This is a genomic window from Streptomyces sp. CCM_MD2014, from assembly GCF_000772045.1.
In the GTDB taxonomy this organism is placed as follows: Bacteria; Actinomycetota; Actinomycetes; order Streptomycetales; family Streptomycetaceae; genus Streptomyces; species Streptomyces salinarius.
This window is the reverse complement of sequence record NZ_CP009754.1, coordinates 4,912,628-4,933,931: the sequence shown is the minus strand read 5'-3', so window position 1 is coordinate 4,933,931 and position 21,304 is coordinate 4,912,628. Positions and strand designations below refer to the sequence as shown.

Genomic DNA, 21,304 nt, shown 5'->3' with positions numbered 1-21,304 from the left:
CGATCGCGCTCGGGCGCACCTACGTCATCCATTCTGCGGGATGGCCGTACGGCGCGCGGCCGAGAACGTTCGCCACGGCGCGCTACGCACGCTACCTGCTCATGTGCGCTGGGCCTACACCGACGGGAGTTTCGGCGGGGTACGACCCGGCGTTCCCGCGTGGCGCGGGCCCCGGTGTCACTCGACCCGATCACCGCCATACGTGCCGTATCGACGCTACAGCCGCCGCTGACGGGGCACTATGACGGGGTGGCAGCCGCACGGACGGAGTTCAAGCGCGGGAGCCGTGGGCGCGGCCCCGGCCCCCGGTTCCGTGCGGTCGGCCGGGCGCTGCGCCTGCCGGTGACCGGTACCGCGCGCGGCATCCGCCGGGCCACGCACGCGCACGGCGCGGGCGAGTCGGGCCTCGGCAAGCTGATCGAGCTGCACGGGGTGAACGGCGCCGGCGACGTGATGATCACCGTCGCGCTCGCCTCCACCGTCTTCTTCTCCGTGCCCACGGACGAGGCGCGCGGGCGGGTCGCGCTCTACCTCGCCATCACCATGGCGCCGTTCACGCTCCTCGCGCCGGTGATCGGCCCGCTCCTGGACCGGCTGCCGCACGGCCGCCGCGCGGCGATGGCGTGCGCGATGGGCGCCCGCGCGCTGCTCGCCCTGGTGCTGTCGGGCGCGGTCGTCACCGGCGGCATCGAGCTCTACCCGGCCGCGCTGGGCGTACTGGTCGCCTCGAAGGCGTACGGCGTGGTCCGGAGCGCGGTGGTGCCGCGGCTGCTGCCGCCCCGGGTCTCCCTGGTGAAGGCGAACTCGCGGGTCACGCTGTGCGGGCTGCTGGCCACGGGCGTCGCGGCGCCGATCGGCGCGGGGCTCCAGCAGGTGGGGCCGCGCTGGCCGCTGTACGGCGCCTTCCTGATCTTCGTGGCGGGCACCGTGCTGTCGTTCACGCTGCCGCGCAAGGTGGACTCGGCGCGCGGCGAGGACCGGGCCCTGCTCGCCGCCGACGAGGGGCACCTGCCGGGACCGCTGCGGAAGCGGGGCAAGCGTCCGGGGCTGCGCACGGTGGGCCCGGCGGTGACGCACGCGCTGGCCGCCAACGCCGCCATCCGCTGCCTGACCGGCTTCCTGATCTTCTTCCTGGCGTTCCTGCTGCGGGTGCACCCCATGACCGGCCAGAGCGCTGCGGTGTCGCTGGGCATAGTGGGCGTCGCGGCCGGCGCGGGCAACGCGCTGGGCACGGCGGTCGGGGCCTGGCTGCGCTCCCGCGCCCCGGAGGTCATCATCGTGACGGTGGTCGCGATCGTGCTGGGCGCGGCAGTGGTGGCCGCGGTGTTCTTCAGCGCCATCCTGGTGGCCTGCCTGGCCGCGGTCGCCGGGTTCGCGCAGGCGCTGGCCAAGCTGTCCCTGGACGCGCTGATCCAGCGGGACGTGCCGGAACTGGTGCGCACGTCGGCGTTCGCCCGCTCCGAGACGCTGCTGCAGGTCTCCTGGGTGCTGGGCGGCGCCGTCGGCATCGTGCTGCCGCTCAACGGCACGCTGGGCCTGTCGGTGGCCGCCGCGATCATCGCCGCCGGGTGGCTGACGACCGTGCGGGGGCTGCTCGACTCGGCGCGGCACGGGGGCAGGACTCGGCCGAGAGTGGCGTGACCACGCCACGCCGTACCCAGGTGGGGAGCGGGGCAGGAGCGCCGTATAGCCTTCCGCCATGACCACGTTGCCCCGCGGCACCGCCGCTCTCGGACACCGCGCTGTGCGACGCCGCCGCGCCGTCGCCGCCGTAGGCGCCGTGTCCGCCGGACTTCTCCTGCTGTCCGCCTGTGACGAACCGACCCCGATCGCGACGATCACGGTCGGCAGTGACTCGGTCAGCTCCGAGGCCACCTGCGGCGGAGAGGGCAAGACCCTTTCGGCCGACGAGATCACCAAGTGCCTGAAGGACAAGGACGCGAAGTCCATCACCGTCGACCAGGACGAGACCGTGCGTTTCGGTGTCGACCCGGACATCGCGGACAAGCACTGGACGATCCTGATGAACGGTCAGCAGCTGGTCGAGGACAGCGACAAGACCTACCGCACCGTGCCGGGCAGCGTCTTCTTCAACGCGCAGTACGGCGCCCAGGGCGACTCGACGAACGTCGCCGTCGCCGCGCGGGACGGCAAGGACGACAGCCAGAACATCACCGCCGTGTGGGTCTTCGAGCTGAAGAAGGACTGACCTCCCACGTCCTCCCCGCACCTCCTCGTGGCCACCGCGGTCCCCGTCGAACGGGACGCGGTGGCCCGGGCGTTCCCGGCGCCGGGCACCGAGGCGTCCCGCCCCGGGATCTCCCTGCACCGGCTGCCGGACGGCTGGGACCTGCTGGCCGCCGGCGTCGGCCCGGCCCTCGCCGCCGCCTCCACGGCGGCCGCCCTGACCGCCGCCGCGCTCGACGGCAGCCCCTACGACCTGGTCGTCTCGGCCGGCATCGGCGGCGGCTTCGCCCCGCACGCGCCCGTCGGCTCACTCGTCGTCGCCGACACGATCACCGCGGCCGACCTGGGCGCCGAGACCGCCGACGGCTTCCTGCCGGTCACCGAACTCGGCTTCGGCACCGTCACCCACCACCCGCCCGCCGGCCTCGTCGCCGCCGTCGCCGACGCGACCGGCGCCCGCCCCGGCACCGTCCTGACCGGGTCCACCGTCACCGGCACCGCGGCCCGCGCCACGCTGTTGCGCGAACGCCACCCCGGCGCCCTGGCCGAGGCCATGGAGGGCTTCGGGGTCGCCGAGGCCGCCGCCGCGCACGGCGTGCCGGTGCTGGAACTGCGCGCGGTCTCCAATCCGGTCGGCCCGCGCGACCGCGCCGCCTGGCGCATCGGCGAGGCGCTCGCGGCGCTGACGGACGCCTTCGGGAAGCTCGCCCCCGTCCTCAGGAGTTGGAACCCACATGAGCGCTGACACGCTGCAGATCGCGTACTCCCCCTGCCCGAACGACACCTTCGTCTTCGACGCCCTCGCCCACGGCCGCGTTCCGGGCGCCCCCGCCCTCGACGTGACCTTCGCGGACATCGACATCACCAACGGCATGGCCGAGCGCGGCGAGTTCGACGTGCTGAAGGTGTCGTACGCCGTACTGCCGTACGTCCTCGGCGAGTACGCCCTGCTGCCCTGCGGAGGCGCGCTCGGCCGGGGCTGCGGCCCGCTGGTGCTGACCCGGGAGGCGGACGCCGACCTCGGGGGCCGCACGGTCGCGGTGCCCAGCGAAACCTCCACCGCCTACCTGCTCTTCCGCCTGTGGGCGGCGGACACGGTGCCCGGCGGGGTCGGCGAGATCGTCGTCATGCCCTTCCACGAGATCATGCCGGCCGTGCGGGACGGAAAGGTCGACGCGGGGCTGGTGATCCACGAGGCGCGCTTCACGTACCAGAACTACGGGCTGCACAAGCTCGCCGACATGGGCGAGCACTGGGAGCGGACGACCGGGCTGCCGATCCCGCTCGGCGCGATCATCGCGAAGCGCTCGCTGGGCGCCGAGACGCTGAACCGCCTCGCCGACGCCGTCCGCGGCTCCGTCCGCGCGGCCTGGGACGACCCCGAGGCGTCCCGGCCGTACGTCATGGAGCACGCGCAGGAGATGGACCCGGCCGTCGCCGACCAGCACATCGGGCTGTACGTCAACGAGTTCACCGCCGACCTCGGCGAGGACGGCTACGCGGCGATCCGGGGCCTGCTGACCCGCGCGGCGGCCGAGGGACTCGTACCGGCCCTCGGCCCGGACGCGCTGGCGTTCCCCTGACCGGGGGGACGGGGTCAGACGTCGAGCTGGTCCGCGACCGCGCGGAGCAGCCCGGCGATCTTCTTGCCCGCCGTCTTCTCGGGGTAGCGGCCGCGCTCCAGCATCGGCGTGATGTTCTCCAGGAGGGTCGTCAGGTCCTGCACGATGGAGGCCAGCTCGTCCGGTTTCTTGCGCTGCGCGGCCGCGACCGAGGGGGCCGGGTCGAGCAGGGCGAGCGACAGCGCCTGGTCACCGCGCTGACCGGCGACGACACCGAACTCGACGCGCTGCCCCGGCTTCAGGCTCTCGACTCCGGCGGGGAGGACCGAGGAATGGACGAAGACGTCACCGCCGTCGTCGCGGGAGAGAAAGCCGAAGCCCTTCTCGCTGTTGAACCACTTGACCTTGCCGGTAGGCACGTCTGTCCTCGTCCTCGTACTCGTCGGAAACTGCTCGGAAATATGCTCGGAAACGGCTCTTGATAGCACTCGGGCGGGTCGTCCTGACCCGCCGGTACCCAGGCTAATGGTCCGCGGCCGGGTGACAAGACGTCCCCCGGTTGTTCCCCGGGCCTGGGAACTACCCTGGTCGGGTGCGTGAACAAACCCAAACGAATTCCGCCGCGCCCGGTGACCGGCTGATCCGCGCCGGTGCGATCGTCTTCTTCGTCGGCGCCGTGGCCACTCTGGTCACGGTGGCCCCGCTGCTGCTGGGCACGACGCCCTTCCCCACCTTCATGTTCGGGTTGAGCATGCTGATGGGAGTGGGCTTCCTGGTCGCCGGTGCCGGGGTGCTCCGGTCGGTCGCCGCCGGGCGGCGTCAGGCGCGCGCCGCGTCGAGCCCCTCGGTGTCGCCCTCGCCGTCGCGGTAGGCCGCGAGCCACGCCGGGAACCGGGTGAGGTCGGCGAGGACCACGTCCGCACCGGCCGCGCGCAGCTCGTCGGCGTCGCAGGGTCCGCTCGCCACGGCCACCGAGAGCGCACCGGCGGCGCGGGCTCCGCGTACGTCGCCGACGTGGTCGCCGACGTAGACGTCCGCGTCGTGCTCGCGCAGCGCGACGGCCTTCTGCTCGGCCCACAGACCGCCGATCACGGCGTCCGGCTCGATGCCGAGGTGGGCCAGGTGCAGCTTGGCGTTGGGCTCGTACTTGGCGGTGACGACGATCGCCCGCCCGCCGGCCTCGCGCACGGCGGCGACGGCCTCGCGGGCGCCGGTCAGCGCGAGAGTGGGCTCGATCGCGTACGCCGGGTAGATCTCCCGGTACAGGTCGGCGACGGCCTCGATCTCCCCGGCCGGGAACCAGTTCGCCAGTTCCTCGGCCAGCGGCGGCCCGAGCCGGGTGACGGCCAGGTCGGCGTCCACGTACGTCCCCGTGCGGGCGCTCAGCTCCAGGTAGCAGGCGCGGATGCCGGGCCGTGAGTCGATCAGCGTCATGTCGAGGTCGAAACCGACGGTGGGCGCGGGGCGCGTCGTGGAGGCCATGGCTCCCATTGTGCCGGGCGTGGGACGGGACCTGTCGGGCGCGGGCTTGTCGGGCGCCGAGACTGGTGGGCGCGGGAGCGGGTGGGCGCCGGGACGGATGGGCGCGGGAACGAGTGGGCGCCGGGAACGAGTGGGCGCGGGAACGAGTGGGCGCGGGAACGAGTGGGCGCCGGGACGGGCGGGCGCGGGAACGAGTGGGCGCGGGAACGAGTGGGCGCGGGAACGGGCGGGCGCGGGAACGGGCGGGCGCCGGAGCGGGCCGGGAACCGCCGAGCCCGGGAACCAGGCCCGGAGCGGCCGGCGCGGGAGCCGCCAAGCCCGGGAGCCGCCAAGCCCGAAAACCGCCAAGCCCGGGAGCCGCCAAGCCCGAAAACCGCCAAGCCCGGGAGCCGCCAAGCCCGAAAACCGCCAAGCCCGGGAGCCGCCAAGCCCGAAAACCGCCAAGCCCGGGAGCCGCCAAGCCCGAAAACCGCCAAGCCCGGGAGCCGCCAAGCCCGAAAACCGCCAAGCCCGGGAGCCGCCAAGCCCGGGAGCCGCCAGGCGCGGGAGCCGTCAGGCGCGGGAGCCGCCAGGCGCGGGAGCCGTCAGGCGCGGGAGCCGTCAGGCGCGGGAGCCGTCAGGCGCGGGAGCGGCGGGAGCGCCACAGGAGGTAGAGGGCCGTGGCCACGGCGGCGCCGCGCAGGACCCAGGGCCAGGTGTCGGCGACGGCCTCGTTCAGCCGGCCCTCGGTGATCTCGTCGCCCCAGCGCCCCTCGGCGCGGCCCCACAGCCAGACGGCGCCGGCGGCGGCGACCGTGCCGGGCAGGCCCAGGACGGCCCACTTCGTCTGGGCCGGGGTCAGCCTGCGGGAGAGGTAGGCGATCAGCCAGCCGAGGCCGAGGGGGACGAGGCTGCCGAGTGCGGCGCCCGCGATCAGCAGGGCCGCGGCGAGCAGCAGCAGGGGGTTGTTCCAGCCGCCCTCGGGCCACAGGCGGGGCAGGCGGCGCCCCTCCCGCCTCCCGGCCGGCGCGGCGGCCGGCTCCTCGGCCTCCTCCACCGGGGTCTTCGACCCGTCGGTGTCCTTCCGCCCCGCCTCGTCCTCCGCGCTCGGCGGCTTCCTGAGCAGCTCCGGGATCTCGACGCCGCCGACGAATCCGGGAACGCTGTCGCCGAGGGTGCCCGTACCGGCGAAGGGGCCGTCGTCGACCCGCCACCAGTCCGGCTGCCCCTCGTCGACGTCGCCCAGTTCCCGCGCACTCGCCACGTGGGGCGGGGAGGCGGCCGGGGGCCCGGCCGGGGCTTCGGGTGCGGGGCGCCGTCGGCCCCTCCGGCGCTGGGCGTCGCGTGGCGTGGCCTCGCGGGGCTCGGGGTCGCGCTGTTCGGGTACTGCGGTGGGGTCCGGTGCCTGCTGCCGTGCGCCGCTCGTGCCGCCCGCGGCGGTGACGATGTCGTCGGGGTCGCCGAGCCGGTCCAGGATGCGGCGGACGGCGGCGGGGCTGTCCACGGTGGTCTTGGCACGGTGCCGGTCGATCTCGTTGCGCAGCTCCGACACCAGCCGCATGCGGGTGGCCGACGGCAGCTGCCGCTGCTGGGCCACGTCGCCGACGCGGCTCAGATACTCGAAGACGACCTGGTCGCTCTCGATCCCCACGTTCCCCTCCGGGGCGGTGCGTTGTGGTACCCCGACGTACCCCGTCGGACGACGGTACCGAATCCTCCCGTCCGGCCGACGGCACCGCGCCCGCGCACGCACACCTCCGCCGTCGCACCCACCCGCTAACGTGAGCGGGATGAGCACCGAGGAGAAGTCCGCGGCCCCCCGCTCCCTCGCGGAGGCGCTCCGCGTCAGGGACGACGTCTCGCTGGCCGCCCTCCTGCGCAGCCGTCCCGATCTCATCACCCCCGTGCCGACCGACCTCACCCAGCTCGCCACCCGCGCCGGCACCCGCGCCTCGGTCGTACGGGCGCTGGAGCGGCTGGACCGGTTCGCGCTGCAGACGGCCGAGGCGCTGGCCGTGGCGCCGGACCCGGCGTCGTACGGCGAACTGCTCGCCCTGATGGGCGGCGACGAGGAGGACCCGGCCGTCGCGGCCGCCCTGCCCCGGGCCGTCGCCCTGCTGCGCGAGCAGGCGCTGGTGTGGGGCGCCGACGACCGGCTGCGGCTGGTGCGCACCGCCCGTGAGCTCCTCGCGCCCTCCCCGCAGCACCCGTCCCCGACGGGGCTCGGCCCGTCCGTGCGGGAGGCGACGGCGGGGATGTCGCCGGGCCGGATCCAGGAGATCCTCGGCGCCGTCGGCCTGCCCTCGACGCACGACTCGGTCTCCGCCGTGTCCGCGCTCGGCGCCCTGTTCGCCGACCGGCGGCGCATGGCGGCGCTCCTCGCCGAGCTGCCGGAGGAGTCCCGGGAGGTGCTGGCCCGGCTGGTGTGGGGGCCGCCGTACGGCCAGGTCACCCACGACCCCGCCCCGCACCTGCGCGCACTGCTGGACCGGGGCCTGCTGCTGCCGACCGCGCCCGGCACGGTCGTGCTGCCCCGCGAGGTCGCCCTGCACCTGCGCGCGGGCCGGGCGCACCGGGCGCCCGAGCCGGTGCCGCCGCCGGTGGAAGCGGCCGCCACGCACCGTCCACAGGTTGTGGACGCCACCGCGGCCGGGCAGGCCCTGGCGGCGCTGGCGACCGTGGAGGAACTGCTGAAGGAGTGGGACGAGGGCGGCCCGGCGGTGCTGCGGGCCGGCGGTCTGAGCGTGCGCGACCTGAAGCGGACCGCCGTGGCGCTGGACGTGCCCGAGCCGGTCGCCGCGTTCTGGGTCGAACTGGCCTACGGCGCCGGTCTGATCGCCTCCGACGGCGAGGCGGACGAGCGGTATGCGGCGACCCCGGCGTACGACGAGTGGCGCGAGCTGCCGCCCGCCGAGCGCTGGGCGCACCTGGCGGGGACGTGGCTGACGGCCACCCGTACGCCGGGCGTGGTCGGGGGGCGGGACGCGAAGGACCGCACGCTCTCGGCGCTGGGCCCGAACCTGGACCGTTCGGCGGCGCCGGAGGTACGGCACCGGGTGCTGGCCCTGCTGGCGGGGCTGCCCGAGGGTGCCTCGCCCGTCGAGGCGTCGGTGCTGGCCCGGCTGCGCTGGGAACGCCCCCTGCGCGGCCCGCAACGCGAACAGCGGGAGACCGGGACCGGTGACGCGCGGGACGACGACCTGCGCAGCCGGATCGCCCGGTGGACGCTGTCCGAGGCCGAGCTGCTGGGCGTCACCGGGCGCGGTGCGCTGGCGGCGCCGGGCAGGGCCCTCATCGGCGCCCCCGAGGCACCCCGTCCGGCGGCGGAGACGGAGCCCCGGGGGCCGGGCGACAAGCTCCCCGTCCACCACCACCGCACGCCCCCGGCGGCCACTGCCCCGACCCCCGCCGAACGGGCCGCGGCCACCGCGACCGCCGCCCGGCTGCTGGCACCGCTCTTCCCCGAACCGCTGGACCACGTGCTGCTCCAGGCGGACCTGACGGCGGTGGCGCCGGGGCCGCTGGAGCGGGAGCTGGCCGACGTGCTGGGGGTGCTGGCGGACGTGGAGTCCAAGGGCGGGGCGACCGTCTACCGGTTCACCCCGGGGTCGGTGCGCCGGGCGCTGGACGCCGGGCAGAGCGCGGCCGACCTGCACGCGTTCCTGGCCCGGCACTCCCGCACGCCGGTGCCGCAGCCCCTGACCTATTTGATCGACGACGTGGCCCGGCGGCACGGGCGGCTGCGGGTGGGCGCGGCCTCGGCGTACGTGCGCTGCGACGACGACGCGACGCTGGACGAGATCCTCGCCGACAAGCGGGCCGCCGCCCTCGGCCTGCGCCGTCTCGCGCCCACCGTGCTGGCCGCGCAGGCCGACCCGGCGGCGCTGCTGGAGGGGCTGCGCGCGATCGGGTTCGCGCCGGCCGCCGAGTCCGCCGCGGGCGACGTGCTGATCGCCCGCGCGGACTCCCGCCGCACCCCGCCGCGTGCGGCGCCCGAGCCGGTGCCGGACGGTCCGCCGGCCCCCGACGACACGCTCCTGGCGGCGGCGATCCGTGCCGTGCGCGCCGGTGACCTGGCCTCGACGACCCCGCGCAAGCCGAGCCCCGGCGGCGGGGAGGGCGACGGCGGGAGCGGTGCGCCGGGCGGCTCGCTGCCCCGCACGGGCGCCGCCGAGACGCTGGCCACGATGCAGGCGGCGGTCCTGACCGGCGAGGCGCTGTGGATCGGCTACGTGAACGCCGAGGGCGCCGCCAGCCAGCGGGTGATCGCGCCGATCCGGGTCGAGGGCGGCTTCGTCACGGCGTACGACCACACGGCGGACGAGGTGCGCACCTACCCGCTGCACCGGATCACGGGCGTGGCCGAACTGGCCGACGACGCGGGCTGACGGGCTAACGGGAATCCTTGCGGACGGTGTCGCTCCTCCGGGTGTACGGCGTGATCCATGCACGCCACGCCGGGTGATTCGCACCTGCGAGGGAGCTTTTTTCATAAACCGCATCGGGCCGGCGGGGCTCGGGCAGCCACCGGTTGTCCTGCACCGAAGCGAAAGGAAGCGCCCGATGCGCACTGCAGTTCGCCGTCTCGCCACCGTTCTGGCCTCCACCGCGACGCTGGTCGCCGCGTTCGCCGCGGAGGCCGCCGCGGTCGGCATCGACCTCGGCGGAGGCCTCACCCTCTGACCGTCCGCCTCCGCGATCCCCAGGCGGGCCGGGCCCCGGTCCCCGGCCCGCCGTCCCTCCTCGAAAGGCCCGCCGTGCCCGACAAGATCCCCGCGGACCCCGTTCGCTCCGCCGCCCGGTCCGCGGTCGCCGTCTCCATGGCCGCCCTGATCACCGCCGCCGCACTGTTCGGGGCCCTCGCCCCCAGGGCCGCGGCGCTGGAGGGGCCGCTCATCAACAACATCAACGTCGCTCTCCGGTAGGCCCGGGCCCGCGATCAGGCACACTGGACGTTTGGCCGAGCCGTCGTCCGGCCGTACGCACGCGAAAGGGTGCCGCCCGTGAATGGTCCGCTGATCGTCCAGTCCGACAAGACCCTGCTCCTCGAAGTCGACCACGAGCAGGCCGCCGACTGCCGTAGGGCCATCGCGCCGTTCGCGGAGCTGGAGCGGGCGCCGGAGCACATCCACACCTACCGCGTGACCCCGCTGGGCCTGTGGAACGCGCGGGCGGCGGGCCACGACGCCGAGCAGGTCGTGGACGCGCTCGTCGAGTACAGCCGCTACCCGGTGCCGCACGCGCTGCTGGTCGACATCGCCGAGACCATGGACCGCTACGGCCGCCTCACCCTTTCCAAGCACCCGGCACACGGACTGGTCCTGACGACCACCGACCGGCCGGTGCTGGAGGAGGTCCTGAAGTCGAAGCGGATCGCGCCGCTGGTCGGGGCCCGCATCGACCCGGACACCGTGGCCGTGCACCCCTCCGAGCGTGGGCAGATCAAGCAGACGCTGCTCAAGCTGGGCTGGCCCGCCGAGGACCTCGCCGGATACGTCGACGGCGAGGCGCACCCGATCGACCTGGCCGAGGACGGCTGGGCGCTGCGCCCGTACCAGAAGCAGGCGGTGGAGAACTTCTGGCACGGCGGCAGCGGTGTCGTCGTGCTCCCCTGCGGCGCGGGCAAGACGCTGGTCGGCGCGGGCGCGATGGCGCAGGCCAGGTCGACGACGCTGATCCTGGTCACCAACACGGTCTCCGCCCGGCAGTGGAAGCACGAGCTGGTCAAGCGCACGTCGCTGACCGAGGACGAGATCGGCGAGTACAGCGGTACGCGCAAGGAGATCCGGCCGGTCACCATCGCGACCTACCAGGTGCTGACGACGCGCCGGAAGGGCGTCTACCCCCACCTGGAGCTGTTCGACTCCCGGGACTGGGGGTTGATCGTCTACGACGAGGTGCACCTGCTGCCCGCGCCGGTCTTCAAGTTCACCGCCGACCTCCAGGCCCGCCGCCGCCTCGGCCTGACCGCGACCCTCGTCCGGGAGGACGGCCGCGAGTCGGACGTGTTCTCCCTCATCGGGCCCAAGCGGTTCGACGCGCCGTGGAAGGAGATCGAGGCGCAGGGCTACATCGCGCCCGCCGACTGCGTGGAGGTCCGGGTCAACCTCACCGACTCGGAGCGGCTCGCCTACGCCACCGCCGAGGCGGAGGAGAAGTACCGCTTCTGCGCGACGACCGACACCAAGCGGAAGGTGACGGAGGCGATCGTGCGGCGGTTCGCCGGGCAGCAGATCCTCGTCATCGGCCAGTACATCGACCAGCTCGACGAGCTGGGCGAGCACCTGGGGGCGCCGGTCATCAAGGGCGAGACGTCCAACGCCCAGCGGGAGAAGCTCTTCGAGTCCTTCCGGCAGGGCGAGATCAGCGTGCTGGTCGTGTCGAAGGTGGCGAACTTCTCGATCGACCTGCCGGAGGCGACCGTCGCCATCCAGGTCTCCGGCACCTTCGGCTCGCGGCAGGAGGAGGCCCAGCGTCTGGGCCGGGTACTGCGGCCGAAGGCCGACGGCCACCAGGCGCACTTCTACTCGGTCGTCGCCCGCGACACCCTCGACCAGGACTTCGCCGCCCACCGCCAGCGCTTCCTGGCGGAACAGGGCTACGCCTACCGGATCATGGACGCGGACGAGGTGCTGGCGGACGGAGGCTGAGCCCGACGTCCTCAGTGCCGGCGGACTCCGGCCTCCTCGCCGTACTCGCCGAGGATGACCACGTCGAAGGCTGCGCCCGCGAACACCCTGACGGCGCGCAGGGTGTCACCGAGCCGGTGCCGGTGGCTGCCGGCCACGGGCGTGGCACCGGACGCGCGGCCCGGTGCCGGGGCGGGGGAGATGGTTGCTGCGCTCATGTCTCCATGGTGCGACTGCCCACCCCCGACCGGCATCGGTCTGCGGACCCAATCCCCGGCCGCCTCCGGTACGACCCTGGAGGGAGCGCATCCCCCAGCGCGGAGGACGTGATCCCCTAGGGGTCGACCGCGGGGCGGAGAAAATCGGTTGGCCCGCGCCGCCCGCGCTCCCCTAGAATCTCCGCTCTTGCCCGCCTCCCCACGGAGTGCTGCCGTCCGGACGGAAACCGGTCGGTCCACCGCGCGTCCCGCGCCCACCGCATCGCAGGTCATCCGGAGGCACCCCCTTGTCCACGCCCGTCCACGACGACCCCCTCGCCAAAGAGCGCTCCCACCTCGCCGCGTCCCGCTCCGCGCTGCGGGCCATGCGCGAGGACGTCGAGTCCCTGGACATCACCGACGTCACCGCGAACTGGGTCAACGCCGCCGTGCTGGAGGCGCAGATCGAGCAGCGCATCAAGGCGCTCGCCGACCTCAGCGAGACCCCGCTGTTCTTCGGCCGGCTCGACTACCTGCACGCTCCCGGCGCCGAGCAGGCCGAGGGCGGGGAGGGCGAGCGGTTCTACGTGGGGCGGCGGCACGTGCACGACGCGGACGGCGACCCGATGGTGATCGACTGGCGGGCGCCGGTCTCGCAGCCGTTCTACCGGGCGTCGAAGAAGGACCCGCAGGACATCTCGCTGCGCCGCCGCTTCGGCTACACCGGCGGTGACCTGACCGCGTACGAGGACGAGCACCTGCTCGACCCGGCCGAGGCGGCGACCACCAGCAGGCTGCTCCAGGAGGAGATCGAGCGGCCCCGCGTCGGACCGATGCGGGACATCGTGGCGACGATCCAGCCCGAGCAGGACGAGATCGTGCGCGCCGGGCTGACCGGCTCGGTCTGCGTGCAGGGCGGCCCCGGCACCGGTAAGACCGCCGTCGGCCTGCACCGGGTCGCCTACCTCCTGTACGCGCACCGCGAGCGCCTGGCCCGCACCGGCACGCTGGTCATCGGCCCGAACCGGTCCTTCCTGCACTACATCGAGCAGGTCCTCCCGGCGCTCGGCGAGCTGACGGTCCGCCAGGCCACCGTGGACGACCTGGTGGCCCACGTCGAGGTGCGCGGCACGGACGACGCGGCGACGGCGGTGATCAAGGGCGACGCGCGGATGGCGGAGGTGCTGCGCCGTGCCCTGTACTCCCACGTCGTCCCGCCCGCCGAGGGCGTCGTCGTGGTGCGCGGCTCGCGGCGCTGGCGGGTGCCGGTGTACGAGCTGGAGGAGATCGTCCGCGAGCTGCTCGCCCGTGACATCCGCTACGGCGCCGCCCGCGAGGCGCTGCCGCAGCGGATCGCGCACGCCGTGCTGGTGCAGATGGAGCGGGCCGGCGAGGCACCGGACGACCGGGTGCAGAACGCGGTGGCGCGCAACGCGGCCGTGAAGGCGCTGGTGAAGTCGGTCTGGCCGCAGGTCGACCCCGCCAAGCTGGTCCTGCGCCTGCTCGCCGACGCGGACTTCCTCGCCGAGCACGCCGCGGGAATCCTCACCGAGGACGAGCAGAAGGCGGTGCTGTGGGCGAAGCCGGCCCGCTCGGTGAAGTCGGCCAGGTGGTCACCCGCCGACGCCGTGCTGATCGACGAGGCGACCGACCTGATCGAGCGCACCCACTCCCTCGGGCACGTGGTCCTCGACGAGGCGCAGGACCTCTCCCCGATGCAGTACCGCGCGGTGGGCCGCCGCTGCACCACCGGCTCGGCGACCGTCCTCGGCGACCTGGCGCAGGGCACCACGCCGTGGGCGACCCGGAGCTGGGAGGAGGCGCTGGGGCACCTCGGCAAGACCGAGGCGGTGATCGAGGAGCTGACGGCCGGTTTCCGCGTGCCGACGGACGTCATCGCGTACGCGTCCCGGCTGCTGCCGCACATCGCGCCGGGCCTGACACCGGTGGCGTCGATCCGCGAGAACCCGGGCTTCTTCGACATCCGTACGGCCCCGGACGGGACGGCCGAAGTGGTGGCGGCCTGCCGTGAGCTGCTGGAACGGGAGGGCTCGGTCGGCCTCATCGCCGCCGACGCGCGCGTGCCCGAGCTGGCGGCGGCCCTGGCTGCGGCCGGGATCGGCCACGTCGGCCCCGGCGAGGAGACCACCCACGCCACCCGGCTCACGCTGGTCCCGGCCTCGCTGGCCAAGGGCCTGGAGTACGACTACGTGGTCCTGGACGAGCCGCGGGCGGTGGTCGACGGCGAGCCGGACGAACGGACGGGACTGCGGCGGCTGTACGTGGCGCTGACCCGAGCGGTGTCGGGGCTGATCGTGACCCACGCGTCGGGGCTGCCGCCGCAGCTGGCCTGAACTGCGGGCAGTCGCACGCGGCCGCCCGCGCCGCTGCGGGCAGTCGTGCCGCCGGGGCGGCACGGGTGGGCGCTGGGGGTACCGCCCAGGCCGTTCAGGCACTGGGGAAGCACCCCGCCACGCCGGGCTGTGCTCCCCACCCCCGCGAGCACCAGCGCAGGTGCACGACTTACCCCCCGAGCACCCGCCGCCACTGAGACACCGCGTCCGCCGACACCGGCCCGCTCCACCCGGCGGGCCGCGCCGCGCCGCCGATGTGGAAGCCGTCGATGCCCGCGTCCAGCAGTCCCGGCACGTGGTCCAGGCGCAGGCCGCCGCCGACCAGCAGCTGCTGCTCGTACCCCGGCTCCCCCCGCCGCCGCGCCTCCGCGACCAGCACGGTCAGGCCGTCGTCCACGCCACCGGCCGCCCCGGCCGTCAGGTAGGTGTCCAGGCCCGGGAAGTCCGCGAGCTGCTTGCGCAGCGCGTCCCGGTTCGCGGCGCGGTCGATCGCGCGGTGGAACGTCCACCGGCACCCGTCCAGCACCTTGGCGATCCGCTCCACCGCGCCGAGGTCCACGTCGCCCGCCACGTCCAGGAACCCCAGTACGAACTGCGTGGCCCCGGCCTCCCGCATCTCACCGGCGACGCGGGCCAGCCGCTCGACGTCGCCGGCGGCGAACCCGTCCGCGAGCCGCAGCATCACCCGTACGTCGATGTCGACGGCGGCACGGATCGCGGCGACGGTCGCGGCCGACGGGGTGAGTCCGTCGGCCGCCATGTCGGTGACCAGTTCGAGGCGATCCGCGCCTCCGGCCTGGGCGGCGACCGCGTCCTCGACGTCGAGGGCGATCACCTCCAGGACTGCACGCTTGCTCATGGGACCCCATTCGTCGGCCTGCTACAGGTCTAGTCCAATCCAAGACTACGCGCCCGACGGCAGGCCCGGGGCCCCGCTCGCCGCTCAGCCGCCGAAGATGTTGAGCTCCTTCGCCTCCACCCCGGCCAGCTCCCAGCCCGCCGCTCCGTCCAGGGGGCGGCCCGCGTAGAGGCGTACGAGGGTGGCTCCGTCACCGATGTACCGGCCCGGCGGCCGCTCGCCGCTCGCCTCGCCCAGCTTGAGGGGCTCGTCGAGGTCGTCCAGGTCGGCGTGGAGCGGTACGTGTCCGCGCGCGCGGGTGACGGTGCCCAGCAGTGCGAGCGCCTCCGGCAGCCCGCGCCCGGCGTACGCCCCCGGCTCGCCGAAGGCCACGCGTACGTCACCGGCGTGCACCCACTCGCCCAGTGCAACGGCGTCCAGTGCGCCGCCGGCCCGGGCGATCACCGGGCCGGCCTCGGTCATGCCGCGTTCCAGTTCGTCGACGACGCGGGCGTTGCTCCAGTCGGCGCGTTCGGCGATGTCGCGGTCGTTGGACTCGGGCGAGAAGACGCCCTTCTCGAAGCGTTGCTCCACCACCCGGCTCAGGGCGCTGGAGCAGTGCGCCAGCACGTCGCGCACGGTCCAGCCGGGACACGCGACCACGGGCAGGGCGAAGTCGGCGTCGGTCCGGGACCGCAGCAGCGGCACCAGCTCGTCGCGTTCGAGGGTCAGCAGCCGGCCGGGCAGTTCGGGGTCGCGTACGTCGTGCAGGTCTGCGGGAGTCGTCATGGACTCCACGTTAGGGGCCGATCAGGTCCTTCAGTTCGGCCTCGAAGAGAAGAGCGGGGTCGAAACCCATGCCGGTGAACTGGCCGGCGAGCTCCAGGGACAGCACGCCGTGCAGCCGGGACCAGAAGGACAGGGCGCGGTGGAGCACCGGGGAGGGTGCCGGGTGGTCGCCCGCCCACTGCCGGTGGTCCTCGAGGTGGGCGTCGAACGCCCCGGCGGTGCCGCCCGGCGACGCCAGTGCGGCGCACGCGTCGACGATGACCGTCATCGTCTCGGCCGCGATCTCGGTGATGTCGCCCGGCGCGTGGTAGCCGGGGACGGGGGTGCCGTGAATGAGGAAGTAGCGCTGCGGGTCCTCCAGAGCCCAGGCGCGCAGGGCGTGCGCGAGGCCCGCCAGGTCGGCACCCGACCCGGCGGCGGCCCGGAAGGCGTCGGCCTGGCTGCGGTAGGCGTCCCGGATGAGTTCCGTGATCAGTTCGTCGCGGCCGTCGAAGTAGCGGTAGAGCGCGGGGCCGCTCATGCCCATCCGCTTGGCGATCGCGTTGAGGGAGAGCGCGGAGGCGCCCGCCGTGGCGATCTGCTCCCACGCGTGTTCCTTGATCTCCGCGCGCACCTGGGTGCGGTACCGCTCGCGCGGGGTGCTCGTGCGCGCCTCCGGCATGGTCCGTCCGCCACCTCTCGGCCGTCGCCCGGCTCGTCCGGCCGGTGATTCGACAATCAGTTAGAAGCTATCACGAACATTATCTGGGAGAATGGGCGCATGGCCGACCTCGACGCCCTGCGCTCCCGCTTCGCCCGCGCCCTGGCGGGAGCCGCCGCTCCCGGCTCCGCCCCCGACCCCGCGCCGTACGCCGACAACCTGCTCGTCCGCTGGCAGGAGCCGCAGCGGCGCTACCACACCCTCGCGCACCTCACGGCGGTCCTCGACCACGTCGACGTCCTGGCGGAGCACGCCGAGGACGTGGACGCCGTACGGCTCGCGGCCTGGTTCCACGACGCCGTGTACCTGCCCGAGCGGTCGGAGAACGAGGAGCGCTCGGCCCGGCTCGCCGAGCGCGCGCTCACCGAGGCCGGGGTTCCGGCGGAGCGGACGGCCGAGGTGGCCCGGCTGGTGCGGCTCACCGTGACCCACGCCCCGGCCGGCGACGACCGCGACGGGCAGGTGCTGTGCGACGCGGACCTCGCGGTGCTCGCCTCGCCGCCGTCGGCGTACGCGGCGTACACGGCGGCCGTCCGCGAGGAGTACCACTTCGTCCCGAACGAGGCGTTCCGCGCGGGCCGGGCCGCGGTTCTGCGCCAACTCCTCGAGCTGCCCGCCCTGTTCCACACCCCGCACGGGCAGCGGGAGTGGGAGGCGACCGCCCGCCACAACCTCACCGGGGAGCTGGAAATGCTGTCGCTCCCCGACACCCCGGGGGTCTAGCCTGCCCGGCATGCGAAGCATGGGCGGGGAACGGGTGGAGGAGGCCGTCGCGGGCGCCGTCGCGCTGCTGCGGACGGCGACGGACCGGGACTGGCAGGGGACGCGGGCCGGACGACTGGACTGGGACTGCCGGTACACGGCGGAGCACATCGCGAGCGACCTCATCGCCTACGCCGGTCAGCTGGCCGGACGCGCCACCGAGGCGTACGTCCCGTTCGAGATCACCCTGGACGAGGGCACCGGCAACGAGGACGTCCTCCAGGTGATCGAGACGACCGGCGCGCTGCTCGCCGCCACCGTCCGCACCACCCCGCGCGAGGTGCGGGCCTTCCACCCGTACCCCTTCCGCAGCGCGAACCGCGAGGGCTTCGCCGCGATGGGGATCACCGAGGTGCTGCTGCACACCCACGACATCGCCGAGGGTCTCGGGCTGGCCTACGAACCGTCCCCCGAGCTGTGCGCGGACCTGCTCGCCCGGATATTCCCGCACGTCCAGCCCGGCACCGACCCCTGGCGCACCCTGCTGTGGGCCACCGGCCGCGGCGACCTGCCCGGACGCGACCCGGTCACCGAGTGGCGCTGGCGCAACAACCTGGTGGTCCCGGCCCAGCGGCTCACCCTCCAGGGCGTCTCCCCCGCCGCCGCCACCGACCTCGCCGCGGGCGGCGACGGCGGCTTCGCATGGGTCGAGGGCGGTCCCTTCCAGGGCACCCGGGACGCCGCCGGCATGCTGCTTAAGGCGTACGGGGCGGGGACGCACCGCCCGGAGTGGGGCGTCTTCGCGCTCGTCCGGCGCGAGGACGGGCGTGCGGTCGGCGGCATGGGATTCCACGGGGCGCCGGACGAGGACGGCCGGGTGGAGGTCGGCTACGACCTCGCCGAGGCGGCCCGCGGCAAGGGCTACGCGACGGAGGCGCTGCGCGCGCTGTCCGCGTGGGCGCTGGCGCGGGAGGAGGTGACGTCCGTGTTCGCGACGACGGAGCCGGAGAACCGCGCCTCGCAGGCCGTCATCGCCCGCGCCGGTTTCACCCGGGTCGCCGTGGAGTCCGCCGAGGGCGACGGTGCCGGGCAGTTCGCCTACGAGTTGCGCGGCTGAGCCCCGGGGGCGTCGCGGGCGGCCCCCTTGCGCCGGCGCAGTCCCGCCCCGTGCAGCAGCCGCACCACCTCGCGGCTGCTGACCTCCAGCGCGCCGGCGGACACGGCGTCGGCGTACCGCTGGGCGGGCAGGTCGTAGTGGTCGCGCTCGAAGGCGCGGCGGGGCACGCCCAGGGCCGCGGCGAACGCATGCAGTTCGGCGAAGGAGACGTCGCTGACCAGGTGCGACCACAGACGGCCGTGGCCCGGCCAGGTCGGCGGGTCGATGTAGACGGTCACCGCGGGACCCTCACGAGGACGTGCCGCCGGGAGCCGCGCCCAGCGAGCCGACGGCGGCGACCTTCACACCGGCCTTGCCGCACACCCAGTGCGGATCGGGCCCCAACTCGGGCTCGACGTCCAGCGCGTGCGGGTCGCCGGAGCCGCACACCGGGCACAGCGGCCAGCGGCCGTACCGCTCCAACAGGGCGTCCTGCACGTCCTGCGCGACCAGCCCCGCCACGAACTCCGCGCCCTCCGGCCACTGCTCGACCCACCAGCGCCGCTGTGCGACGGACTCCTCGACCAGCGACACGACGTCCGGCTCGGCGACCTCGCCCGCCACCAGATCGGCGAGGACGAGGGCGCGTGCGGCGTGCAGCGCCTGCTCCAGGGGGCTGATGGGGTTCATGCACCCATTGTGCGCACTCTTGACCCGCGGACCGAAACGAAAATATCTTTCATGAGTGACCGATGAAGTGAAGGAAACTTTCGCCCACGTCTCCGGGGGCCACCGGGCCACCGGCGGCGGGAGCGCACCGCCCGCGCCCGCCGCCCTCGCGGCCAAGGTCCGCACCCTGGCGCCGTCGATGACGCGGTCCATGCAGCGGGTCGCCGAGGCCGTCGCGGGCGACCCGGCCGGCTGCGCGGCCCTCACGGTCACCGGCCTGGCCGAGCTGACCGGCACCAGCGAGGCCACCGTCGTACGCACCGCCCGGCTGCTCGGCTACCCCGGTTACCGCGATCTGCGCCTCGCGCTCGCGGGGCTCGCCGCCCAGCAGCAGTCCGGCCGCGCGCCCGCCATCACCACCGACATCGCGGTCGACGATCCGATCGCCGACGTGGTGGCCAAGCTGGCCTACGACGAGCAGCAGACCCTCGCGGACACGGCCGCCGGTCTCGACACCGTCCAGCTCGGCGCGGCCGTCGCCGCACTGGCCGCCGCCCGCCGCACCGACGTGTACGGCATCGGCGCCTCCGGCCTGGTCGCCCAGGACCTCACCCAGAAGATGCTGCGCATAGGGCTCATAGCCCACGCCCCGGGCGACACGCACCTCGCCGTCACCAACGCGGTGCAGTTGCGCGCCGGGGACGTGGCCCTGGCGATCACCCACTCCGGCTCGACGGGGGACGTGATCGAACCGCTGCGGGTCGCCTTCGAGCGCGGTGCGACGACCATCGCCATCACCGGCCGCCCCGACAGTCCCGTCACCCAGTACGCCGACCACGTACTGACCACGTCCACCGCCCGGGAGAGCGAGCTGCGGCCGGCGGCGATGTCGTCGCGGACCAGTCAGTTGCTGGTGGTGGACTGCCTGTTCGTGGGGGTGGCGCAGCGGACGTACGAGTCGGCCGCGCCGGCGCTGGCGGCGTCCTACGAGGCGTTGGCGCATCGGCACGGGGCGCTCCGCGCGGGGGCGGGGGACCGTAGGTCCTGATCATTGTGGGCGGCTGCGGGCCGAGTGTGGCTGGTCGCGCAGTTCCCCGCGCCCCTGGGTATCCAGAGCCACCGTAAGCTGAAAAGGGCTGCATCCTTATGACCTCCACCCCCCATCACCCCGACCTTCGTTCCCAGTTGGAGACGTTGGCCACCGAGGCGTTCCGGCCGGAGCTGGCCGAGATCGATCAGTTGCCGACGCTCGACATCACCCGCCTGATGAATGGCGAGGACGCCGCGGTGGCCGCCGCCGTGGCCGAGCGGCTGCCCGAGATCGCCGCCGCCATCGACGCCGTGGCCGTCCGGATGGCGCGCGGCGGGCGGCTGGTCTACGCGGGCGCCGGTACGGCGGGCCGGCTCGGTGTGCTGGACGCCTCGGAGTGCCCGCCGACGTTCAACACCGCCCCCGGGCAAGTCGTCGGACTGATCGCGGGCGGCCCGGACGCCATGGTCACCTCGATCGAGGGTGCCGAGGACTCCCCGGAGCTGGCCCGCGCCGACCTGGACGCCCTGGCACTGACCGCCGACGACACGGTGGTCGGGGTCTCCGCCTCCGGGCGTACCCCCTACGCCGTCGGCGCGGTCGAGTACGCCCGCTCGCTCGGGGCGCTGACCGTCGGTCTCGCCTGCAACCGGGACAGTGCGCTGGCCGCGGCGGCCGAACACGGCATCGAGGTGGTGACCGGGCCCGAGCTGCTCACCGGATCGACCCGGCTGAAGGCGGGCACGGCGCAGAAGCTGGTCCTGAACATGCTGTCGACGATCACCATGATCCGGCTCGGCAAGACGTACGGGAACCTGATGGTCGACGTCCGGGCCTCCAACGAGAAGCTGCGGGCCCGCTCCCGCCGCATCGTCGCGCTCGCCACCGGTGCCGCCGACGACGAGATCGAGCGCGCCCTGACGGCGACCGACGGCGAGGTGAAGCACGCGATCCTGGTCCTGCTGGCGGACGTGGACGGCCCGACGGCCGCCCGCCTGCTGACCGAGTCCGGCGGCCACCTGCGGGCGGCGCTGGCGGGAGCGCACGGCTGACCGCCCGGGGCCGTCGGCGCCGTGTGCGATTCTGAAGT

General features: G+C 74.4%; 22 protein-coding genes. 13 read left to right on the top strand and 9 right to left on the bottom strand.

Features of this window, described 5'->3' with window-relative positions; all coding sequences use genetic code 11:
* The first annotated feature begins 249 nt into the window (after positions 1–249).
* The 4 genes from NI25_RS22055 to NI25_RS22040 are packed head-to-tail and all read left to right on the top strand — an operon-like array spanning position 250 to position 3,770.
* Positions 250–1,641 (top strand): MFS transporter, encoded by a 1,392-nt coding sequence (locus tag NI25_RS22055; protein ID WP_061444094.1) that lies wholly within the window; start codon positions 250–252, stop codon positions 1,639–1,641.
* A 58-nt stretch (positions 1,642–1,699) separates the two neighbouring features.
* Positions 1,700–2,209, top strand: a complete 510-nt coding sequence (locus NI25_RS22050; protein ID WP_199560994.1) for a DUF2771 domain-containing protein — start codon at positions 1,700–1,702, stop codon at positions 2,207–2,209.
* A 27-nt stretch (positions 2,210–2,236) separates the two neighbouring features.
* Positions 2,237–2,932, top strand: a complete 696-nt coding sequence (locus NI25_RS22045) for a futalosine hydrolase (RefSeq protein ID WP_061444093.1) — start codon at positions 2,237–2,239, stop codon at positions 2,930–2,932.
* Positions 2,922–3,770, top strand: coding sequence for a 1,4-dihydroxy-6-naphthoate synthase (locus tag NI25_RS22040; protein WP_061444092.1), 849 nt, complete (start codon positions 2,922–2,924; stop codon positions 3,768–3,770). Before NI25_RS22045 ends, NI25_RS22040 begins: the two co-directional genes overlap by 11 nt.
* 14 nt (positions 3,771–3,784) lie before the next feature.
* Here NI25_RS22040 and NI25_RS40630 read toward each other — a convergent pair whose 3' ends face one another.
* Complete coding sequence (locus tag NI25_RS40630) at positions 3,785–4,168, bottom strand: cold-shock protein (protein ID WP_003974650.1); 384 nt, start codon at positions 4,166–4,168, stop codon at positions 3,785–3,787.
* 173 nt (positions 4,169–4,341) lie between these two features.
* On the opposite strand from NI25_RS40630, the gene NI25_RS22030 reads away from it, so the two are divergent.
* On the top strand, positions 4,342–4,620 hold the full coding sequence (locus tag NI25_RS22030) for a hypothetical protein (protein ID WP_061444091.1): 279 nt from the start codon (positions 4,342–4,344) through the stop codon (positions 4,618–4,620).
* On the opposite strand, the gene NI25_RS22025 is transcribed toward NI25_RS22030, so the two are convergent.
* Positions 4,569–5,231, bottom strand: a complete 663-nt coding sequence (locus NI25_RS22025) for an HAD family hydrolase (protein ID WP_107071801.1) — start codon at positions 5,229–5,231, stop codon at positions 4,569–4,571. The genes NI25_RS22030 and NI25_RS22025 overlap by 52 nt on opposite strands.
* Positions 5,232–5,847: 616 nt before the next feature.
* On the bottom strand, positions 5,848–6,861 hold the full coding sequence (locus tag NI25_RS22020; RefSeq protein ID WP_061444089.1) for a hypothetical protein: 1,014 nt from the start codon (positions 6,859–6,861) through the stop codon (positions 5,848–5,850).
* A gap of 139 nt (positions 6,862–7,000) precedes the next feature.
* Between NI25_RS22020 and NI25_RS22015 the strand changes: the two genes are divergently transcribed.
* The 3 genes from NI25_RS22015 to NI25_RS22000 all read left to right on the top strand — a co-directional run bounded on the left by NI25_RS22015 (position 7,001) and on the right by NI25_RS22000 (position 11,860).
* Positions 7,001–9,598, top strand: coding sequence for a helicase C-terminal domain-containing protein (locus tag NI25_RS22015; RefSeq protein WP_061444088.1), 2,598 nt, complete (start codon positions 7,001–7,003; stop codon positions 9,596–9,598).
* Between the two features lie 369 nt (positions 9,599–9,967).
* Entirely contained in the window at positions 9,968–10,135 is a 168-nt protein-coding gene (locus tag NI25_RS39755; RefSeq protein WP_061444086.1) for a hypothetical protein, read from the top strand.
* Between the two features lie 78 nt (positions 10,136–10,213).
* The gene (locus NI25_RS22000) at positions 10,214–11,860 is read left to right on the top strand and encodes a DNA repair helicase XPB (protein WP_061444085.1); all 1,647 of its coding nucleotides are present in this window, start codon (positions 10,214–10,216) and stop codon (positions 11,858–11,860) included.
* A gap of 11 nt (positions 11,861–11,871) precedes the next feature.
* On the opposite strand, the gene NI25_RS21995 is transcribed toward NI25_RS22000, so the two are convergent.
* Positions 11,872–12,057: a hypothetical protein gene (locus tag NI25_RS21995; RefSeq protein ID WP_030399360.1), complete on the bottom strand. Its 186-nt coding sequence runs from the start codon at positions 12,055–12,057 to the stop codon at positions 11,872–11,874.
* A 287-nt stretch (positions 12,058–12,344) separates the two neighbouring features.
* Here NI25_RS21995 and NI25_RS21990 point away from each other — a divergent pair, with 287 nt between their 5' ends.
* On the top strand, positions 12,345–14,390 hold the full coding sequence (locus tag NI25_RS21990) for a HelD family protein (protein WP_061444084.1): 2,046 nt from the start codon (positions 12,345–12,347) through the stop codon (positions 14,388–14,390).
* A gap of 169 nt (positions 14,391–14,559) precedes the next feature.
* Here NI25_RS21990 and NI25_RS21985 read toward each other — a convergent pair whose 3' ends face one another.
* From NI25_RS21985 to NI25_RS21975, 3 genes are all read right to left on the bottom strand, one after another.
* Positions 14,560–15,249 (bottom strand): copper homeostasis protein CutC, encoded by a 690-nt coding sequence (locus NI25_RS21985; protein WP_061444083.1) that lies wholly within the window; start codon positions 15,247–15,249, stop codon positions 14,560–14,562.
* 84 nt (positions 15,250–15,333) lie between these two features.
* Positions 15,334–16,017 carry a maleylpyruvate isomerase family mycothiol-dependent enzyme gene (locus NI25_RS21980; RefSeq protein ID WP_061447029.1) on the bottom strand — a complete coding sequence of 228 codons (684 nt, stop codon included), beginning with the start codon at positions 16,015–16,017 and terminating at the stop codon, positions 15,334–15,336.
* Between the two features lie 10 nt (positions 16,018–16,027).
* A complete protein-coding gene (locus tag NI25_RS21975; protein WP_061444082.1) occupies positions 16,028–16,678 on the bottom strand; it encodes a TetR/AcrR family transcriptional regulator in 651 nt (216 codons plus the stop codon).
* A 99-nt stretch (positions 16,679–16,777) separates the two neighbouring features.
* Here NI25_RS21975 and NI25_RS21970 point away from each other — a divergent pair, with 99 nt between their 5' ends.
* Both NI25_RS21970 and NI25_RS21965 read left to right on the top strand, forming a co-directional pair.
* On the top strand, positions 16,778–17,440 hold the full coding sequence (locus NI25_RS21970; protein WP_061444081.1) for a hypothetical protein: 663 nt from the start codon (positions 16,778–16,780) through the stop codon (positions 17,438–17,440).
* Between the two features lie 10 nt (positions 17,441–17,450).
* A complete protein-coding gene (locus NI25_RS21965) occupies positions 17,451–18,536 on the top strand; it encodes a GNAT family N-acetyltransferase (protein ID WP_107071800.1) in 1,086 nt (361 codons plus the stop codon).
* On the opposite strand, the gene NI25_RS21960 is transcribed toward NI25_RS21965, so the two are convergent.
* Positions 18,518–18,814 (bottom strand): DUF4031 domain-containing protein, encoded by a 297-nt coding sequence (locus tag NI25_RS21960; protein WP_061444079.1) that lies wholly within the window; start codon positions 18,812–18,814, stop codon positions 18,518–18,520. The two genes, NI25_RS21965 and NI25_RS21960, sit on opposite strands and share 19 nt — an antisense overlap.
* A gap of 10 nt (positions 18,815–18,824) precedes the next feature.
* Complete coding sequence (locus NI25_RS21955; protein WP_061444078.1) at positions 18,825–19,205, bottom strand: hypothetical protein; 381 nt, start codon at positions 19,203–19,205, stop codon at positions 18,825–18,827.
* Between the two features lie 55 nt (positions 19,206–19,260).
* Between NI25_RS21955 and NI25_RS21950 the strand changes: the two genes are divergently transcribed.
* Together NI25_RS21950 and murQ are read left to right on the top strand one after the other, a co-directional pair.
* Complete coding sequence (locus NI25_RS21950; RefSeq protein ID WP_383514270.1) at positions 19,261–20,232, top strand: MurR/RpiR family transcriptional regulator; 972 nt, start codon at positions 19,261–19,263, stop codon at positions 20,230–20,232.
* 98 nt (positions 20,233–20,330) lie between these two features.
* The gene (gene murQ, locus NI25_RS21945) at positions 20,331–21,266 is read left to right on the top strand and encodes an N-acetylmuramic acid 6-phosphate etherase (RefSeq protein WP_061444076.1); all 936 of its coding nucleotides are present in this window, start codon (positions 20,331–20,333) and stop codon (positions 21,264–21,266) included.
* The last annotated feature ends 38 nt before the right edge of the window (positions 21,267–21,304 follow it).

Excerpts from the sequence above, each read along its gene's own strand:
- NI25_RS22050 (WP_199560994.1), top strand. The coding sequence starts at position 1,700 with ATGACCACGTTGCCCCGCGGCACCGCCGCTCTCGGACACCGCGCTGTG.
- NI25_RS22040 (WP_061444092.1), top strand. The coding sequence starts at position 2,922 with ATGAGCGCTGACACGCTGCAGATCGCGTACTCCCCCTGCCCGAACGAC.
- NI25_RS22025 (WP_107071801.1), bottom strand. The coding sequence starts at position 5,231 with ATGGCCTCCACGACGCGCCCCGCGCCCACCGTCGGTTTCGACCTCGAC.
- NI25_RS22015 (WP_061444088.1), top strand. The coding sequence starts at position 7,001 with ATGAGCACCGAGGAGAAGTCCGCGGCCCCCCGCTCCCTCGCGGAGGCG.
- NI25_RS21995 (WP_030399360.1), bottom strand. The coding sequence starts at position 12,057 with ATGAGCGCAGCAACCATCTCCCCCGCCCCGGCACCGGGCCGCGCGTCC.
- NI25_RS21985 (WP_061444083.1), bottom strand. The coding sequence starts at position 15,249 with ATGAGCAAGCGTGCAGTCCTGGAGGTGATCGCCCTCGACGTCGAGGAC.
- NI25_RS21980 (WP_061447029.1), bottom strand. The coding sequence starts at position 16,017 with ATGACGACTCCCGCAGACCTGCACGACGTACGCGACCCCGAACTGCCC.
- NI25_RS21975 (WP_061444082.1), bottom strand. The coding sequence starts at position 16,678 with ATGCCGGAGGCGCGCACGAGCACCCCGCGCGAGCGGTACCGCACCCAG.
- NI25_RS21970 (WP_061444081.1), top strand. The coding sequence starts at position 16,778 with ATGGCCGACCTCGACGCCCTGCGCTCCCGCTTCGCCCGCGCCCTGGCG.
- NI25_RS21965 (WP_107071800.1), top strand. The coding sequence starts at position 17,451 with ATGCGAAGCATGGGCGGGGAACGGGTGGAGGAGGCCGTCGCGGGCGCC.
- NI25_RS21955 (WP_061444078.1), bottom strand. The coding sequence starts at position 19,205 with ATGAACCCCATCAGCCCCCTGGAGCAGGCGCTGCACGCCGCACGCGCC.
- murQ (WP_061444076.1), top strand. The coding sequence starts at position 20,331 with ATGACCTCCACCCCCCATCACCCCGACCTTCGTTCCCAGTTGGAGACG.